General features: G+C 64.2%; 16 protein-coding genes and 1 pseudogene. 7 read left to right on the top strand and 10 right to left on the bottom strand.

From position 1 onward, the window contains the following. Positions 1-79 precede the first annotated feature (79 nt). A complete protein-coding gene (locus ACODSD_RS12975) occupies positions 80-880 on the top strand; it encodes a helix-turn-helix transcriptional regulator (protein WP_043594052.1) in 801 nt (266 codons plus the stop codon). A gap of 10 nt (positions 881-890) precedes the next feature. Here ACODSD_RS12975 and ACODSD_RS12970 read toward each other — a convergent pair whose 3' ends face one another. Beyond that, positions 891-1562 (bottom strand): acyl-homoserine-lactone synthase, encoded by a 672-nt coding sequence (locus ACODSD_RS12970; RefSeq protein ID WP_235084755.1) that lies wholly within the window; start codon positions 1560-1562, stop codon positions 891-893. Between the two features lie 412 nt (positions 1563-1974). Between ACODSD_RS12970 and ACODSD_RS12965 the strand changes: the two genes are divergently transcribed. Further along, the gene (locus ACODSD_RS12965; protein WP_107797966.1) at positions 1975-3156 is read left to right on the top strand and encodes an NAD(P)H-dependent flavin oxidoreductase; all 1182 of its coding nucleotides are present in this window, start codon (positions 1975-1977) and stop codon (positions 3154-3156) included. A gap of 93 nt (positions 3157-3249) precedes the next feature. Here ACODSD_RS12965 and ACODSD_RS12960 read toward each other — a convergent pair whose 3' ends face one another. The 4 genes and pseudogenes from ACODSD_RS12960 to ACODSD_RS12945 form a co-directional block, all read right to left on the bottom strand. Then, positions 3250-4044 (bottom strand): MetQ/NlpA family ABC transporter substrate-binding protein, encoded by a 795-nt coding sequence (locus ACODSD_RS12960; protein WP_107797965.1) that lies wholly within the window; start codon positions 4042-4044, stop codon positions 3250-3252. 218 nt (positions 4045-4262) lie between these two features. Continuing rightward, positions 4263-4940 carry a methionine ABC transporter permease gene (locus ACODSD_RS12955; RefSeq protein WP_107797964.1) on the bottom strand — a complete coding sequence of 226 codons (678 nt, stop codon included), beginning with the start codon at positions 4938-4940 and terminating at the stop codon, positions 4263-4265. After that, positions 4940-5173, bottom strand: coding sequence for an NIL domain-containing protein (locus ACODSD_RS12950; protein ID WP_488877539.1), 234 nt, complete (start codon positions 5171-5173; stop codon positions 4940-4942). Before ACODSD_RS12950 ends, ACODSD_RS12955 begins: the two co-directional genes overlap by 1 nt. A 45-nt stretch (positions 5174-5218) precedes the next feature. Next, positions 5219-5950: pseudogene (locus tag ACODSD_RS12945) on the bottom strand (methionine ABC transporter ATP-binding protein); the annotation flags it as partial. A gap of 218 nt (positions 5951-6168) precedes the next feature. On the opposite strand from ACODSD_RS12945, the gene ACODSD_RS12940 reads away from it, so the two are divergent. Beyond that, positions 6169-7524 (top strand): aldehyde dehydrogenase family protein, encoded by a 1356-nt coding sequence (locus ACODSD_RS12940; protein ID WP_107797962.1) that lies wholly within the window; start codon positions 6169-6171, stop codon positions 7522-7524. A gap of 23 nt (positions 7525-7547) precedes the next feature. Here the strand turns inward: ACODSD_RS12940 and ACODSD_RS12935 are convergent, their stop codons facing one another. Then, positions 7548-9854 carry a type I restriction-modification system subunit M gene (locus ACODSD_RS12935; RefSeq protein WP_488877517.1) on the bottom strand — a complete coding sequence of 769 codons (2307 nt, stop codon included), beginning with the start codon at positions 9852-9854 and terminating at the stop codon, positions 7548-7550. A gap of 180 nt (positions 9855-10034) precedes the next feature. On the opposite strand from ACODSD_RS12935, the gene ACODSD_RS12930 reads away from it, so the two are divergent. Next, positions 10035-11678 carry a methyl-accepting chemotaxis protein gene (locus ACODSD_RS12930; RefSeq protein WP_235084773.1) on the top strand — a complete coding sequence of 548 codons (1644 nt, stop codon included), beginning with the start codon at positions 10035-10037 and terminating at the stop codon, positions 11676-11678. A gap of 549 nt (positions 11679-12227) precedes the next feature. Further along, positions 12228-13865, top strand: coding sequence for an APC family permease (locus tag ACODSD_RS12925; protein ID WP_199225790.1), 1638 nt, complete (start codon positions 12228-12230; stop codon positions 13863-13865). 61 nt (positions 13866-13926) lie between these two features. On the opposite strand, the gene cynR is transcribed toward ACODSD_RS12925, so the two are convergent. After that, positions 13927-14829, bottom strand: coding sequence for a transcriptional regulator CynR (cynR, locus tag ACODSD_RS12920; RefSeq protein WP_235084776.1), 903 nt, complete (start codon positions 14827-14829; stop codon positions 13927-13929). 109 nt (positions 14830-14938) lie between these two features. Between cynR and ACODSD_RS12915 the strand changes: the two genes are divergently transcribed. Both ACODSD_RS12915 and cynS read left to right on the top strand, forming a co-directional pair. Then, positions 14939-15574, top strand: coding sequence for a carbonic anhydrase (locus ACODSD_RS12915; RefSeq protein WP_107801599.1), 636 nt, complete (start codon positions 14939-14941; stop codon positions 15572-15574). Positions 15575-15613: 39 nt separating this feature from the next. Next, on the top strand, positions 15614-16084 hold the full coding sequence (cynS, locus tag ACODSD_RS12910; protein ID WP_107797958.1) for a cyanase: 471 nt from the start codon (positions 15614-15616) through the stop codon (positions 16082-16084). 126 nt (positions 16085-16210) lie between these two features. Here the strand turns inward: cynS and ACODSD_RS12905 are convergent, their stop codons facing one another. The 3 genes from ACODSD_RS12905 to ACODSD_RS12895 form a co-directional block, all read right to left on the bottom strand. Beyond that, the gene (locus tag ACODSD_RS12905; RefSeq protein ID WP_488877516.1) at positions 16211-16600 is read right to left on the bottom strand and encodes a hypothetical protein; all 390 of its coding nucleotides are present in this window, start codon (positions 16598-16600) and stop codon (positions 16211-16213) included. Between the two features lie 24 nt (positions 16601-16624). After that, positions 16625-17005 (bottom strand): hypothetical protein, encoded by a 381-nt coding sequence (locus ACODSD_RS12900; protein WP_488877515.1) that lies wholly within the window; start codon positions 17003-17005, stop codon positions 16625-16627. Positions 17006-17332: 327 nt separating this feature from the next. Next, positions 17333-18061, bottom strand: a complete 729-nt coding sequence (locus ACODSD_RS12895; protein WP_227106609.1) for a substrate-binding periplasmic protein — start codon at positions 18059-18061, stop codon at positions 17333-17335. Positions 18062-18208 lie beyond the last annotated feature (147 nt).

The raw sequence follows: 18208 nt of genomic DNA, 5'->3' as shown, positions 1-18208 counted from the left end.
GAGTTAGCGCTTCCCATGCCTTTTGCATGTGGGCTACTATCCAGCAGCGTAAAACCACAAGATCAAGAAAGATTTGCTCATGGTCATCTCAAATTCCGCGATAGCACGGCCGCTGCCCAGCGGCTTGTCCGCGAGTCAGCAATGGACGTTGCTGGAATGGATTCACCTTGCAGGACAAATCGAAACCGAAGCCGAGCTCAGGGCTTTCCTTGACGTCATCATCAGCCAGGCGCCTTCCGAGCACATTGTTCTGGCTTTGGGTCGAGTCAACCAACAACAGCAGATCCAACGCTTGGAACGCGTGGTGAACGTTAGTTATCCGGTTGAGTGGACCGAGCAATACATGAAGGAAAACTACTCCCAATGCGACCCCATTCTGCGCATTCACTTGGGTCAGGGCCCGGTCTCGTGGAACGACAGGTTTAGCCGCGCAAAGGGCAAGGATGAGAAGAAATTCATTGCCGAGGCCTCGTCCGTCGGCTTAGGCGATGGTTTGAGTTTTAGCGCGGTGTCGCAACGCAACAACCTCGGCTGCATTTTCTCGCTGAGCGGCAGCGAAACGATTAATGACAGCAATCTGGTGGCCATGCTGGATTGCCTGACTCCGCACTTGCATCAGGCCGCGGTTCGCGTAGCGAATTTACCGCCGGCAACTCCCAGCTCCATGCCCCTGTCCCAGCGGGAATACGATATTTTCCACTGGATGAGCCGCGGCAAGACCAACTGGGAGATCGCCACCATTCTGGATATCAGCGAACGTACGGTGAAGTTCCACGTCGCCAACGTCATCCGCAAGCTGAACGCCAACAATCGCACCCACGCCATTGTGCTTGGCATGCATCTTTTGCCGCCTCCTGGTCTTGTCGTCAGCGGCCCTTAGCCTAATCGTGTCAAATTAGATGCGGCATTGAGGCGTGCTGCGCTTCAAATTCCCGCCAAGCGCGAGCCAATTCCCTTGGCGCCTCAATGCCCTTCCGCAGCCCCAGGATGAACTCGGGCTCCGCCTGAGACCAGTCCACATAGCCGGCCATGGAAAGCACCCCGCCATCCAGATGCATGGGTACGCCCACCGGCACCACGGGGAAGCCCATCCGGACAATATGTCGGTAAAAAACCGGCTCAACCACGAAATACATGCGTTCGATGCCTCGCGGCAACGACCATTCCAATAGGCTCAGATAGAGCAAGCGCCCAACTTCCTTCATTTGCTGCGGCGAAATGCGTTTGTCTACCGCAAAGCGAGTGATCTCCGCTGTTCTCGCGCCTTTCAGGATTTTCTCGCCCGAGGCCAGTAATCGGGAAAATTCTCTCTCTATCATAAAAGGGTGCGTGCCATGGGTCAGACGCACCGACCCTAATACCCCATGCATGTCTTGGACGGCGAGATTGTCGGAAAAATCATCATACTCGTCACGGTCCAGGCCATCGGCGCTTGGCGCCACCCAGTGCAGCTGTTCGCGAAAAACATGATGACGGAATTTCAACAAGTCCGTCTCCCGATCCATTCCATTCACTCTGCTGATCAGCGTATTGCCTAGCTTGATAGGAAAAAAACGCGCCATAACTATCTCCTAATCCGTTTTTCTAACCGCAGAGGCAATGTAAGTGCTGGTTTCCACAGAGAAATCTGACCGAATGGCCAGGAAATGGAGTTGAAAGATGTGCTAGCCGTTTTTGGCGCGGCCCTTTAGTGCCCTCGATGAAAAAAAGCCTATGCAATCCATTTTTCGTCAAAATGTAATGACAAGGCCATAATCAGAAAATCAAAAACAAATGACTTAGAAATATCCTTACTGAAATCAAAAGCTTGCACTCTCTTATCCTAAGCATAAAAATACTCAAGTCATTGAAGCGTCAATAGTTTTTCCGAGTTAAAAAGCGAGCCATCCTTAGTTTTTTGCTCTAGAGCAAAGACTCTTAAGGCCGCCATGCCTAAGATCGCCTTTTATTCATCCGCCCCGGCATCGTTGCTAAATGACCACAAATTTCCCGCTCTACGCTCCCTTGCAGATAGGACAACGCGTCCTGCTTCCCATCGTGCAGGGCGGCATGGGCATAGGCGTCTCAGCCAAAAGCCTGGCCGGCCATGTCGCGCGCGAAGGCGCGCTGGGCACAGTCGCCAGCGTCGACCTGCGTCATCTGCACGCCGATCTGGTCGAGCAGTCGCAATACGCGCGCGGCCAGGCCGAGCTGGACCGCCTCAATCTGATCGCGCTGGATCGCGAAGTGAAGGGCGCGCTGTGCTACGCCCAGGGCCGCGGCATGGTGGCGGTCAATGTGATGAAGGCCGTGGCCTCCTATCCGGACTATGTCCGCCAGGCTTGCGAATCCGGCGCCGACGCGGTGGTGATGGGCGCCGGCCTGCCGCTGGATCTGCCGGACATGACCGCGGGCTTTCCCAAGGTGGCCCTGATTCCCATCCTGTCCGAGGCGCGCGGCATCGGCATCGTGCTCAAGCGCTGGATGAAAAAGGGACGGCTGCCGGACGCCATCGTGATCGAGCATCCCAAGCACGCCGGCGGCCACCTGGGCGCGGCCAGCCTCGCCGAACTGGACGCCGAGCGCTTCAGCTTCCAGAAAGTGCTGGACGACACCCGCCAGCTGTTCAAAAGCCTGCAACTGGAGAGCGAGCGGATTCCGCTGATCGTCGCCGGCGGCGTCAACAGCTTCGAAAAGATGAAGGCCTGCATCCAGGACTTCGGCGCGTCCGCGGTGCAGATAGGCACCGCCTTCGCCGTCACCCGCGAGGGCGACGCCCACGACAACTTCAAGCGCACGCTGGCCGAGGCCAAGCCGGAAGACATCGCGGAATTCATGAGCGTGGCCGGCCTGCCGGCGCGCGGCGTGCTGACGCCCTTCCTGAAAAGCTATCTGAAGCGCGAGGCCAAGCTGCAGGCCAACGCCAAGGCCGATCCGGCGCGCTGCACCCAAAGCCTCAACTGCCTGAGCGCCTGCGGCCTGCGCGACGGCGTGGCCAAGATGGGCCAGTTCTGCATCGACCTCAAACTGGCGGCCGCTTTCCGCGGCGAAGTGGGCAAGGGCCTGTTCTTCCGCGGCGCCGATCCGCTGCCCTTCGGCAGTTCGATGCGCAGCGTCAGCGAAACCATCCGCTACTTCCTGACCGGGGAGAAGCCGGCCGATCTCGCCGCGTCATGAGCCGGCGCTAAAGACGCCGACAAGACAAAGCCCCGCTCTGCGGGGCTTTGTCGTTCAAACCCAGGCATGCCGGGCGCCTCCTCAACAAGAGGCTCAGAAAGCGGGGATCACCGCGCCCTGATACTTGCTCTCGATGAACTTGCGCGCTTCCGGGCTGGCCAGCGCGGCGGCTAGCTTCTTCACGCCGACGCTGTCCTTGTTGTCGGCGCGCGCCACCAGCAGGTTGGCGTACGGCGAAGTGGTCTCGATGAACAGCGCGTCGCGCTTGGGATTGAGCTTGGCTTCCAAGGCGTAGTTGGCGTTGATCAGCGCCAGATCCACCTGCGGCAGCACGCGCGGCAGCGTGGCGGCTTCCAGTTCCTTGATCTTCACCTGCTTGGCGTTGGCCGCGATGTCCTTCACCGTCGGATACAGATTGTTGCGGTCCTTCAGCTTGATCACGCCGCCCTGGTCCAGCAGCAGCAAGGCGCGGCCGGCGTTGGTCGGATCGTTGGGAATGGCCACGGTCGCGCCCTTGGGCAGGTCAGCCACTTTCTTGAACTTGCTGGAATAAGCGCCGAACGGCTCGATGTGCACCGGCTTGCTGGCCACGACCAGCTTGGTGCCGCGGTCCTTGTTGAACTTGTCCAGATAGGGGATGTGCTGGAAGAAGTTGGCGTCCAGACGCTTCTCGGACACTTGCAGATTGGGCTGCACGTAGTCGTTGAACACCTTCACCTCCAGCTTGACCCCTTGCTTGGCCAGGGTGGGCTTCAAGGCTTCCAGGATTTCCGCGTGCGGCACCGGAGACGCGGCCACGGTGACGGTCACCGGATCGGCGGCCAGCGCCTGCGCGCCCCACAGCGCGGCGACGGCGGTAAAGGCGAAGCGAGCGATATTCTTTTTCATGATGCGATTTCCTCTATTCAACACAATGTTGGGTTCAAATCTCTTGGGTTTCCAATGCGGCCGCAGCGCCGGGCGCTCAGAGCCAACTCACGATCTCGCGAGCTCAGGCGAGACAAGGCGTTGCGGCTGAGAAAGCGGAATGTACGCGTGGTACATGAGCATTTCGAAGCCTTTTTCAACGCCGTATCGCCGACGCGCAGCAGATCGTGAACAGGTTCTCAGCCGCGTTGACAGCGCAGCACCAGCCGGTCGCCAAAACTCTGGATCAACTGCACCAGCAACAGCAGCAACACCACGGTCACCACCATCACCTCGGTCTGGAAGCGCTGGTAGCCGTAGCGCACCGCCAAGTCTCCCAGGCCGCCGCCGCCGATGACGCCGGACATCGCGGTGTAGGACACCAGCGCCACCGTGGTCACCGTCGCCGCGCCCACCAGGCCGGGCAAGGCCTCAGGAAGCAAGACATGGCGCACGATCTGCCACAGGCTGGCGCCCATGGATTGGCTGGCTTCTATCACTCCGCGGTCCACTTCGCGCAGCACGTTTTCCACCAGCCGCGCGAAGAAGGGCGAAGCGCCGGCCACCAGCGGCGGAATCGCGCCGGCCACGCCGATCGAGGTGCCCACCAGCTTCAAGGTCAGCGGGATCATCACGATCAGCAGAATCACAAAGGGCAAGGAGCGGAACACATTGACCAGGAAGGACAGCGTCGCGTACAGGCGCGGCCGCGACAGCAATTGCCCCGGCGAGCTGACGTACAGCACCACGCCCAGCGGCAGGCCGAACAGCACGGTGAACAGCAGCGAGGCGCCCAGCATGGTCAAGGTGTCCAGCGCGGCCTGGCCTATCTCCAGCCAGTCCATGCTCAATAATTGGGCCCAGTCGAAACCTTCCATCACAGCACCTCGCAACGCACGCCCAGACGGGCGAATAACTCGGGCAGGCTCTCCAGCGGGGCCTCCGATTCGATCACGCCGGCCACCAATTGGCCGAACGGCGTGCCCTTGATCTCGGACAGCGTGCCGCTGACCAGATTGAAGCGAGCGCCCGCCTGCTTGCCCACCACGTCCAGCACCGGCTGCAAGGTGGGATCGCCGACGAAGGTCAGCTTGATCAGCGGCGCGTCCACGCGCTGCTGCCAGGTCTGGCGCGCCTCTTCTTGATACAGCCCGGTTTCCGCCAGCAGGCCGCGGGTCACCTCGTGCTGCGGATGCAGGAACACGTCCAGCACCGGCCCCTGCTCCACCACACGGCCGTGCTCCAGCACCGCCACCTGATCGCACAGCTGGCGGATCACGCGCATTTCATGGGTGATCAGCACAATGGTCAGCCCCAGCTGACGGTTGATGTCCGCCAGCAAGGTCAGAATGGAATCCGTGGTTTCCGGATCCAGCGCCGAGGTCGCCTCGTCGCACAGCAATAATTCCGGGTGATTGGCCAGCGCGCGGGCGATGCCGACGCGCTGCTTCTGGCCGCCGGACAGCTGCGCCGGGTATTTGTCGCGGTGGCCGGCCAGGCCCACCAAGGCCAGCAGTTCTTCAACGCGGGCGTCCATCTCGGCCGCGGACGCACCGCCGGCCAGCTCCAGCGGAAAACGCACATTGGCGGCCACGGTGCGCGACTTCAGCAAATTGAAGTGCTGAAACACCATGCCGATGCGCTGACGGCGCAATTGCAATTGCCGGCCGTCCAGCGCGGTCAGGTCAGTGTCGCCCAGGCGCACCGCGCCGCGGTCCGGACGTTCCAGCAGGTTCAGGCAGCGCACCAGGGTGCTCTTGCCCGCGCCGGAGCGGCCGATGATGCCGAACACCTCGCCCTTGGCCACGCGCAGGCTGACATTGTCCAGCGCCGGCACGTCGCGGCCGTCCACCCGGTAATGCTTGTATAAGTTCTCTATTTCAATCATGCCTTGCCTCTGAATCCCGCCGTCCGTCAACGCCACTGCCTGGCGATTGCGAATCAGTCTATAAGCAAGTCACATAAAACCTAAAGAACTATAAATTTAATCATTTATTCAAATTAGAAATATAAGGAGAAATCGCCGCGGAATTGACCCCGCTCACCCCCGTCCCCGGGGATTTTTGCTACATTGTGTCTTTGCTTGCCAACCGAATACAGCACGTCATGACCGCCTTTACCAGCTGCAACCCCGCCACAGGAGAAGTCGTCTACACCCGCGCCGCCTGGCCGGAATCCCAACTGCCCGCCGCCCTGGCGCAGCTGCGCCAGGCCCAGCGCCATTGGCGCGAGCTGAGCGTGGCCGAGCGCGCCGCGCAACTGCTGCGTCTGGCCGACCAATTGCAGGCCCATCGCGAAGAACTGGCCGGCCTGGTCACGCTGGAAGTGGGCAAGCGCACCGCGGAATGTCTGGCGGAAATCGACAAATCCGCCCAGCTGATCCGCTACTACGCCCAACTGGCGCCGGAACTGCTGGCCTCGCTGGAGATTCCCACCCAGGCCAGCCGCAGCGGCGTGGCCTTCGAACCGCTGGGCACGGTGCTGGCGGTGATGCCGTGGAATTATCCGATCTGGCAGGTGCTGCGCTTCGCGGTGCCGGCGCTGATGGCCGGCAACGCCTGCCTGGTCAAGCCGGCGCCTTCGGTGCCGCAATCCACCCAAGGCCTGCTGGAGCTGGCGCGCGCCGCCGGCCTGGCGGTGCTGGACGTGGCCTGGATCGACCATGATCAAGTGGAAGAAGCCGTCCGCCAGTGCGACGCGGTGGCCTTCACCGGCTCCACCCAGACCGGGCGCGCCATCGCGGCGCTGGCCGGCCGCCATCTGAAAAAGACCGTGCTGGAGTTGGGCGGCAGCAATCCCTTCATCGTGCTGGCCGACGCCGATGTCGCCGCCGCGGCCCAGGACGCCGCCAACTCCCGTTTCCGCGACGCCGGCCAGAGCTGCAACGCCGCCAAGCGCATGATCGTGGCACCGGAAATCGCCGACGCCTTCATCGAGGCCTTCTGCGCCGAAGCCGCCAAGCTGCGCGCCGGCGATCCGCGCCACCCGGCCACCACCTTGTCGCCGCTGACCCGCGCCGACCTGCGCGAAGCGCTGCACGCCCAGGTGCTGGACGCCGTCGCCCACGGCGCGGAACTGCGGCTGGGCGGGCAGATGCCGGCCAGCCCCGGCTTCTTCTATCCGGCCACGGTGCTGGACCGGGTCAATCCGGACTGTCGCGTCTACCACGAGGAAGTGTTCGGCCCGGTGGCCAGCATTTTGCGCGCGCGCGACGAGGCCGACGCGCTGCGGCTGGCCAACGACACCCCCTTCGGCCTGGGCGCCAGCATTTACAGCGCGGACAAGGAACGCGCCTGGACGCTGGCGCGGCAGATCGAAGCCGGCAGCGTGTTCATCAACCGCCATACCAGCTCGGACCTGCGCCTGCCTTTCGGCGGCGTCAAATCCTCGGGCTATGGCCGCGAGCTGTCCGAGTTCGGCCTGTACGAGTTCGTCAACGTCAAGACCTACTGGCAGAAATAAGCCCGCCGGCGGCCGACCGGCCCTCAGTCTTCCGCCGGGAAGCGCGCCACCAAGGCGTCGCGACGCGCCTGCCATTGCAGCAGACGCTGTTGCAGGGCGAGCAAGGCTTCGTCCTGGCGCGCCCATTCCTCCACCAGCTTGCGTTGCTCGCTCATCGGCGGCACGGGCAGCGGCATTTCCGCCAGCGCCTCGAAGCCGAACTCGACGCCTTCCACCGCCGCGCCCAGCCGCTCCAGGCAAAAGCGCCAGCCTTCCGACTGCCGGTAGCACTCCAGGAAAGCCGGCGAGATCCGCGCCTCGTCCAGCGCGAAAGCCTGCTGATCCGCCGCGGCCAGCGCCGGGGCCTCCCCGACGTGCCGCGCCAGCGCGCCCTGATACAAGCGCGCCGGATCGTAGGCGAAAGCATTGGGCGGCAAGGCCGTGCCCAGGCCCGCGCCGGCCCGGCGCCAGCTGCCGCCCACAGTGGCCTCCAATAATTCGCCCTCGGCGGCGGCGGCCAGCGGCGCGGCCAGTTCGCCCAGCTTGCACACCTCCCAGTTGCCGGGAATCACCCCCAGCGCGCTGGGTTTGAACGATTGATGCGGGCTCCACTTGCCCATGCGCCGGGTGCCGTAGCCGCGATTGAGCAAGGCCTGGATGCGGCTGGGGCGCAGCTTGCGCTCGGCCGCGTATTGGCTGGACAGCAATTCCAGCTTTTCGTCCGTCAAGGCCAGGCAGCCCTCCAGCTCGCCCTCCTCCGCCCGCCAACCCTCTTCTTCGCTGAAGAAGGCCGCCAGCCGCGCGTCCAGCGCCTGCTCCTGCTCCGTCAAGGCGGCCAGCTCAGTGGCCAGCGCCTCCGCGTCCACCACCTCGGCCGCCTCGTCCTGGGCGAAGTAGCGCTGCACGTTCAGATTGCCCCGGTGGCCTTGCTTGATCTCGCGCAGCCCCACCAGGCGCAGATAGTCCGGCTCTTCCGTTTCCTCGTCCACCGCGGCGCGGTAAGCGCGCAGGATATGTTCGATGTCCTCCTGCCGCAGCGTGTTTTGCACCCGGCCGCGGCCGTACTCCTTGCTGGCGTCGACAATGATCACCTTGTTGCGCAGGCCCGCCGGCTTGTTCTTGTTCAACACCACCACGCAGGTGGGCATGCCCGAGCCGTAGAACAGCGCCGGCGGCAAGGCGATCACCGCCTCGATGCGGTCGCCGGACTGGCCCTGGCTGCCAAACAGCAGGCCGTTGCGGATGCGGCCCTCGTCGCCGTCGCGGAACAACACGTCGTGCGGCATCACCAGCGCGGCGCGGCCGTCCTCCTTCAGCGTGGCCAGCACATGCTGGACGAAGGCGTAATCGCCGAAGCTGCGCGGCGGAATGCCATAGCCGAAGCGCTGGTGCTCATCCACCAGCTTCTTGTAATTGGGCTCGGCCGGGCGCTTGCGGCGGCGCTTCTTGCCGTCGGCCGGCGGCGGCTCCGCCGCCTCGGCCTCCAGCGGCGCCCACCAGTTTTTCACCGTGAACGGCAGTTGCGCCACGATGCGGTCGAAGCGCGGCAGCAGGCCCTCCGGGCTCAGATGCCTGGGCTCCACCAAGGTGTCCCCCAGTTCCAGACTCATGTCCACGCCGTGGAAATAAGCGCACAGCTTGGCCATCGCCCAGGTGGCCGGCAGCTTTTCCTGGCCGAACAGCGCCGCGCCGCCGTCCGGCTGCCCGCCCAGCATGCGCCAGGCGTCCAGCAAGGTGCCGGCCGCGCCGCAGCTGGGATCGTACAGGCTGTGGCCCGGCAGCGGCTCCGCCAGCCGCAACAGCAACTGGCTGACCGGTCCCGGCGTGGAAAAGGCCCCGCCGCGCTTGCCGGACTCCGCCGCGTAGCGGCGCACCAGCCCTTCGCAGACCTCGCCCAGCCGGGACGGCGCCTCCAGATCGGCGTCGCCCAGCTTCAGCGCGCCGATATGATTCATCAAGGGATGCAGCACCTCGTCGCTCAAGCGCTTGTGGCCCTGGTATTGCGCCACGCTGAGCACCCCGGCCAGCGCCGGTTGATGCTCCTCGACGGCGGCCACCGCCTTGTCCAGCGCCTCGCCTATGCCCTTCTTGCGCTCCTGCAGGCCGGGCCAGCGCGCCGTCTGCGGATAGATCCCGTATTGCTCCTGCACCACGCCGTCGGCGCGCTTGCGGCTCATGCCCTCGGCCGCCACCAAGGCCTGTACCCGCTCCACAAACACATCGTGCAGGCGCTTGAGCACAAACAGACCGAACACGTGATTCTTGTAGTCGTACAGGTCCACTTGCTCGCGCAGCAGTTCCGTGGACGCCCACAGCGCCTGTTCCAACTGGTCCGGGGATAGCAAAGTCATAAGCCGACAACCAAATTAAATGACAAACCCGGCCATTTTAGCCGCATCGCCGGCCAGCGTCGGCAAAGAATGGTCGCGCCGAGACGCTTCATGACAAGACAATTCATCTCCATGTCATCCGCCCGTCATCCCGCGCGCCTAGACTGCGGCACTTCCCGCATCGCAACGTACGACACCATCATGACATTGGCCAAACGTCTGTGGCTGACCATCCTCGTCACTCTCGCCAGCCTGGCGCTGGCCCTCATCCTCACCGGACAACAGTTGAGCGGCCTGACCCGCGCGGTGGACCGCCACAGCGCGCGTCAACAATTAAGCGCCGGCCTGTACCAACTCAAGGCCGGCGTGCTGCAGCTGTCGCGGCTGGACCCGCTGCTGCCGGACAGCCCGGCGCGGCTGCGGGAAACCAGCCTGACCGTCGCGCGGCTGACCGGCGAGATCGCCGCCGGCCTGCCCGCCAGTGAAGCCGCCGCCTTCCGTCAGGCCGTGGGCCGGCTGTGGCAGGATTACGAGCGCAATCTGAGCAGCGCGCTGGCCATCGCCGAGACCGCGCCGCAGGACGCGCTGTCCATACCGGAACAGGCTTGGCAGCAAAGCTTGCAGCCGCTGGCGGCCCTGCTGGACCGCCAGCAGGCGCAGGAGCAAAACCGGCTGGCCCAGGAAACCGCGCAACTGCAGGACACGCTGCAAGGCCTGGCCTGGCTGACCCTGGGGCCGCTGGCGCTGGCCAGCCTAGTGGTGACGGCGATGCAGCTGACGCTGGCGCGGCGGCTGAAACGGCAGTTGCAAGCGATGGCCGCCTCCGCCGACGCGCTGGGGGAAGGCAATCTGGCGATGCGGCTGCCGGCCCAGGGCCGCGACGAGCTGGCCGCCACCGCCGGCCGCCTGAATCAGTTCCTGAACAAGCTGAGCGATTTGCTGCGCAGGGTGGAGGCCGACGCCCGCCGCAGCGGCGCCGATTGCCAACGGCTGCAATTGCTGACCTTGCAAGCGGCCGACGCCAGCCGCCAGCAAAGCGCCAAGGCCAAGCTGAGCAACGAGGCCGCCCACGCGGTGGCCGACAGCGCCCAGATCGTGGCCGGCCATCTGCAACAGGCGGACGCCCATACCCGCCAGGCGGCGGACGATACCGGACGCGCGCGCGAACTGGGCCGGCTCAACGCCGAGACGATGCGGACGCTGGCCGACAATATGGGCTGCGCGCAGACGGAAATGCGCCAGCTCCAGCACAGCCTGGACGACATCGCCGGCGTCAGCGGCCTGATCCGCGACGTGGCCGAACAGACCAATCTACTGGCGCTCAACGCCGCGATCGAAGCCGCGCGCGCCGGCGAAAGCGGCCGCGGCTTCGCCGTGGTGGCCGACGAGGTGCGCAAATTGTCGGAGCGCACCCGCGCCGCCACCGGCAGCATCTTCGACGCGCTGGGCCGGGTGGAAGGCGCCACCGGCTCGCTGCACGCCGCGCTGGAGCAGGCCGGCGGCGCCTGCGCCGACAAGCTGGATTCGCAGCAGGCGCTGGATCAGGCGCTGCTGCAAGTGGACGCCGGGCTGGAGCGCTTGAACCGCTTGATGGCCGACATCCGCGAACACAGCGCCGCCCAGGCCCGCGCCGGCGGCGACATCCGCCAGCACGGCCACGAGGTCGCGCATCTGGCCGCCTCCATCGATCAACAGATGCAGCAAGCCGCGCCGGTGATGCAGCACTTGGCCGCCGCGGCCCAGGACTTGAACCAGACCCTGAGCTGGTTCCGCATCGACGCGCCGGACCCCGCCCCTTCCCCCGCCGCGGCCCCGGATTGGCCGCTGCGGCAGCAGCCGGCCTAGCCGCCGCGCCGGCGGCAATTAGGCAGGAAATTGCCGCCGGATCAAACATAGAGCATTTATTCAAGGCAAACGCTTGCCATTGGCCTAAGCGCGCAATAGATCGCCCTTTGATTCGCCATTTTCAATCTTTTGTCATGTTTGAAATAAGCTAGCGAGTACATTTCGTTACATACTGTAATGAAAAGCAAAGGTAGATTAGCCCCCTCTTATAAAAGAGCACATCAGACCGGGCCCACCCGGCACCCGGGACAAGCTCGCCGACGCCCTCCGCGCCGGCGTCTCCAGCGCACCGACACCGCCCCGCTCCGCCCCCGTCCGCACAAGGACGGCGGAGCCGCCGCGCCGTGGCCGGAACTTGTCCCCATCGCTTGCCCGCCGCGTCCGGAGCTGACTCCGCCGGACCGTCGGGTTTTCAGAAGCTGTTTACGATCTCGCGAGCCAGGGCGGGACAGGGCGAAAGCGGCTTCAGCATTCTGAAGCGGTACTCGCCGTGTGACGCCTCACGACGCGCAGCGGATCGTCAGCAGGTTCTTTTGACAGGAGATACCTTTGACACAGCAACACTCCCGCCATATCGGCCCCATCGCCCTGATGCTGACCGGTCTGGGCTCCATCATCGGTTCCGGCTGGCTGTTCGGCGCCGCCCACGCCGCCCAGATCGCCGGCCCGGCCGCCATCGTCGCCTGGATAGTCGGCATGGTGATCATTCTCTCCATCGCGCTGAGCTACGCGGAACTGGGCGCCATGTTCCCGGAAAGCGGCGGCATGGTGCGTTACGCCCGTTACTCCCACGGCTCCCTGCTCGGCTTCATCGCCGGCTGGGCCAACTGGATCGCCATTGTCTCGGTGATCCCGATCGAGGCCGAGGCCTCGGTGCAATACATGAGCTCCTGGCCGTATCCCTGGGCCCAGCAGCTGTTCTCCAACGGCGAACTGACCCCGCCCGGCCTGATGCTGTCCGCGCTGCTGGTCATCGTCTACTTCATGCTCAACTACTGGGGCGTGCGCCTGTTCGCCAAGGCCAATAGCGCCATCACCATCTTCAAGGTGATCGTGCCGGCGCTGACCGTGGGCGCGCTGATCTACAGCGGCTTCCACCCCGGCAATCTGGGCGGAGACACCCCGGGCGGCTTCGCGCCCTTTGGCTGGGCCAGCGTGATGACGGCGGTGGCCACCAGCGGCATCGTGTTCAGCTTCAACGGCTTCCAAAGCCCGATCAACCTGGCCGGCGAGGCCCGCAACCCGGGCAAGAGCGTGCCCTTCGGCGTGGTGGGCTCCATCCTGCTGGCGGCGGTGATCTATGTGGCGCTGCAAGTGGCCTTCATCGGCGCGCTGTCGCCGGCGGACCTGGCCCACGGCTGGCAGGGTCTGAACTTCAGCTCCCCCTTCGCCCAACTGGCGATGGCGCTGGGCCTGAACTGGCTGATGCTGCTGCTGTACTTCGACGCCTTCGTCAGCCCCAGCGGCACCGGCGCCACCTATATGGCCACCACCTCGCGCATGATTTACGGCATGCAGCGCAACGGCACCATGCCGGAGATCTTCGGCCGCATCCACCCGCTGTACCAGATCCCGCGTCCGGCGATGTGGTTCAACCTGGCGATCTCCTTCGTGTTCCTGTTCTTCTTCCGCGGCTGGGGCACGCTGGCGGCGGTGATCTCGGTGGCCACGGTGATTTCCTACCTGACCGGCCCCATCAGCGTGGCCTCGCTGCGCCGCTGCGCGTCCGACCTGCCGCGCCCGCTGCGCCTGGCCGGCCTCGGCGTGATCGCGCCCTTCGCCTTCGTCTGCGCGTCCCTGGTGCTGTACTGGGCGCGCTGGCCGCTGACCGGCGAGATCATCTTCCTGATCGTGGCCGCCTTGCCGGTGTACTTCTGGTATCAGGCCCGCGCCGGCTGGCCGGAATTCGGCCGCGAGCTGAAAGGCGCGCTGTGGATGGTGCTCTACCTGCCGACGATGGCCCTCATGTCCTATATCGGCAGCCGGGACTTCGGCGGCATCGGCCTCTTGCCCTACGGCCCCGACATGGCGGTGGTGGCGGTGATCTCGCTGGGCTTCTACTACTGGGGCGTCAACAGCGGCTGGCGCACCCGCTATCTGGACGCCGAGCACGACGCCGGCGCGGTGGCCGATATGGCGGCCGCCGAGAGCGCGCCGCGCGGCAAGCTGGCCGGCCAGCAAGCCTAAATCCTACCGGGGGCCGCTCCGTCGGCCCCGCAGCGGGCGGCTCCGCGCCGCCCGCGCCGTCTTATTCCCTATCGTCCTCCGCTCCCAACTCCTTCCCCAAGGCATCCAGCAAAGGCATCAGCGCGCGCGCCGCGGCGCTGCGATACGCGTCTTTGCGCGTCAGCGCCGCCGCCGTGCGCGCCGGCAAGGGCGTGCTCAAGCCCACCGCGCTCAGCGCCGGATGCTGCCGTGTGATCGCGCGCGGCAAAATGGTGGCGCAATCGCCGTGGCGGACGATTTCCATCACCGCGCTGATGCTGTTGGCCTGGACCGCGATCCGCGGCTTCAGACCCAGCGCCAGGAAGTAACGATCGATATGGCCGCGGGTGGCAAAATCCGCGCTCAACAGCGCCAAGGGCGCCTGCGCCAGCGCTTCCGCGCCTATCGCCCCCGCCCGACGCCATGGATGGCCGTCGCCCACCACCACGGCCAGGGTTTCCCGGAACAAGGGCCGCGCGTCTATCTCCGCCGAGCGCGCCTGATCGAAAGCGATCCCGACATCGATCTCGTCCTCCAGCAAGGCCCGTTCAATCGCGTCCAGCGTCGCCTCACGCACGCATAGCTCTATGCCCGGATAGAGCCGGCGCAGCCGCGCCGCCAGCGGCCCCAGCAGATAACTGGCGAAGGTCGGCGTCATCGCCAGCCGCAAGCTGCCGCGCGACAGATCGCCCACGTCCCGGGTGGCCCGCTGCGCCGCCTCCAGCTCGCGCAGCGCGCGGCGCGCGTATTCCAGATAGGCGGCCCCGGCGTCGGTGGGCCGCACCGTCCGCCCGCTGCGGTCCAGCAACTGCGCGCCCACCGTCTCTTCCAATTGCTTGATCTGCTGCGACAGCGTGGGCTGCGACACATGCAGCGCCTCCGCCGCCCGGGTGAAATTGCCGTGTTCGGCCACCGCTTGCAGATAACGGATATGTCGAAGGATCATGCGTCCAAACTATAGGAAATAATTATGGAAATCATTCTATATCGGTCTTGGACCCTATGATGAAAAAGCTTCATCCTTGGCGCATCCCTTCCCCGCCAAGGAGCAAGCCATGCAAGCCCTCATCGACGGTTTTCTGAAATTCCAACAGGAAGCCTACCCCCAGCGTTCGGCGCTGTTTCGCCAACTGGCCGACAGCCAGGCCCCCGGCGCGCTGTTCATCACCTGCTCGGACAGCCGCGTGGTGCCGGAGCTGCTGACTCAGCAAGAGCCCGGCGAGCTGTTCGTGATCCGCAACGCCGGCAATATCGTCCCCAGCTACGGGCCGGAACCGGGCGGCGTCACCGCCTCCGTGGAGTACGCGGTGGCGGCGCTGGGCGTCGCCGACATCGTGGTCTGCGGCCATTCCGACTGCGGCGCGATGACGGCGATCGCCAACGGCCGCTGCCTGGACCATCTGCCAGCGGTGGCCGGCTGGCTGCGCCACGCCGACTCCGCCAAAGTGGTGAACGCGGCGCGCCATCACGACGACGCCCGCCAGCGGCTGGACGACATGGTCAAGGAAAACGTCGTCGCGCAGCTGGCCAACCTCAAGACCCATCCCTCGGTGGCGCTGGCGATGCGCCAGGGCCGGCTGACCCTGCACGGCTGGGTCTACGACATTGAAACCGGCGCCGTCCTGGCCCTGGACCACGCCAGCCAGCGCTTCGTTTCCCTAGCGGATTTTCCGCTGACCCGCGCCGCCTGAAACCGGCGCCTCCCGTAAACCTGAAGAAAGGACCACACCATGCAACACGCCAATATCCACCAAGACCCCCGCCTGGAATTGACCGCCCGCGCCCTGGCCGCCAAGGCCTTGAAAGACCTGAGCTGGGAGCAGTTGGCCGCCGGTACCGGCCTCAGTCTGGCCTATGTCACCGCCGCCGTGCTGGGCCAGCACGCGCTGTCCAAGCTCGCGGCGGAGCTGGTCTGCGAACGGCTGGGCCTGAACGCCGCGGACGCTCTGCAGCTGCAAACCATTCCGCTGCGCGGCAGCATTCCCGGCGGCATTCCCACCGACCCCACCATTTACCGCTTCTATGAAATGATCCAGATCTACGGCACCACGTTGAAGGCCTTGGTGCACGAGAAGTTTGGCGACGGCATCATCAGCGCCATCAACTTCAAGCTGGACATCCGCAAAGTGGAAGACCCGGACGGCGGCGAGCGCGCAGTGATCACCCTGGACGGCAAGTTCCTGCCCAATAAGCCCTATTAAGCAACCGTTCACGCCCGCAAGGGCGTGAACACGTTCTGACGGCTTCCCCCTACCCAACGCGGCCCCAACCGTAGGGTGGGAGGAGCGCAGCGATACCCAGGCGGAAACGGGTGCAAGGACAGCCGGCTACGGCGTTTCCCACGCGGCGCGTTGGCGTTGGACGGCGTCAGGGTCCGGTATCGGCGCGCCCACCAGCGCCAGACGGGCGGTAGTTACGTTGCGGAAGCCCGCCAAGAGATAACATCGCTGCGCGCAGAGATCGCGGCTGCTCCATTTCCCGGACGCCCACATCGCCAATAAGGCGGCGCGGGCCGGCTCGTGCTTGCCCTGCCACCGGCTCCAATAATAAAAATCCGCCAGCGCCCGCTTGATCTGCCGCTGAACCGCCGCGGTGTTGTCCGGATGGAGCGGGTTGGTGTCCTTCAGCGCAATCACTCCCAGGCGCATCTCGTAATCGACGATTAAACGCGCCGCGCCTTTGAGCGCCTCATTGTGTTGGATCAGCAGCTTCATCATGGCCATGCCCTCCCTGTCCAAGCGTCACAGCACGCCGTTGACGTGCTCCAGACCGCGTTGCAAACGCTGCTGTATCGGCTCCAGCAAGGCCAGCGCTTCCTCGCTGCTGAACAGCAAGGGCTCGTCGCGACGTTCCAGCAAGGTCAGCAGCGCCAACAGCCCGGTGTGGGCGGCGCGGATGTCCATCACCCCGCTCAACAGGGCGGAGTCCAGTTGGATATAGCAATCGTTCAATTGGCGGCCCAGCTCACCCAGCAGCAGCACATTGCCGGCGGCGGCGGGCAAGCGCTGAGCGCAGGAATGCAGTTGCTCCATTACCGGCGCGGCGGCGGGTTCGGGGCGTTCTCCTGCGCCATGGGGGTAGGCGGGAGGGGGCATTGCGGGGGGAAAGGTAGAGAAGGTCATCACGGTCTCCATGTCATCTTTGGAAACCTGCCCAGGCGAGGCTAGGGCAGGCACATGACAAGGTGGCAAGACCGGCTAGCTTCTTCCAAAGAACCGGCAGTCCAGAGGACTCCCTGCCACGGCCCGCCCCGAATGGGTACGGCGTGGCAGCAGACGTAACGGCGCCAAAGCGGACCGTTGTGTCTGCGGGAGAGTTAAATGATGGGCCTGCAAACCCTGCGCCGTGTGATTGGACACGACGCGGGACCAAGCCTAAACAGGCTGGCGAAGACCGTCAAGGGAGGACGCCGGCAGGAAACAGCGCGCGCGGGATAGCCGCAGGCCGGATCAGGGAGGGAGGTGTATGGATTGATCAATCCGCTGCATAAGCTCGGGACTGGCCTGCTTGCTGCACATGATGTAGCGCTTAAGCCCCTCGGGAATGTCCTTGAATGTCAAAATCGTCAATTTTGTTGAATCGATTTCTTTTTTCTGCAGCAGAAATTTGTAATCCTCGACATCGATCAGCATATAGTCGGCACGTTGAGAGACGATCATTTGAGCCAGTTCGCCCGGTGTCACCGTCGAATCCATCACGGCGGCGGCGGCATGATCAATCATCGCATCCAATTCTGTGCCGTAAGACACGCCGGAAACTTTGCCAAGCTTGAATTCATGGCTGGCGAACAGCGCTTTTAACGTGCCCAATTTCTGGATGTTTTTCGCGGATTTGACGTTCGCCAATATCAGATGCGGCTTGTCTTGATGAATGGCCGAGGAAAACAAGGCAAAGGCCTCGCGCTCAGGGGTTTTATACCAGCCTGGGGAGCAAATCAATTTCTTATTGGCTTGAATATTACTGAGAATGCGTTTGGCAGGCACTTCCTCAAACTCCGCCGGCACGGCCGCGCGGTGTAAAATTTCAATGGTCCGCTCCAATAAAAAACCGGCCGGTTTTCCATTTTGGCTATAGCTGTAGGGTGGTTTGTCCCGATACTGCAGGGATAGAAGCTGCTCCGCCAAGCAGCTTGGCGCGCCTCCCAGCAATAAGAGGGTAAAGAGCAGCCGCTTAGCCACGAGTCCTCCAGAGGCATTCCGTAATGCAAGCGAGCATGACGCCTTGTGTCGTTTGAGCATGGGGGGCATAAGAACGTGGGCCGTTAAGCGGGATGGGCAGCGCCTTTGTCACAGGGCTTAAGGTCGAATCTTGTGAAGATAAAGATT

This window comes from Chromobacterium sp. FG22, assembly GCF_057809415.1.
Note: the sequence above shows the minus strand (reverse complement) of the source record. Positions and strands in the feature narration are given on the sequence as shown.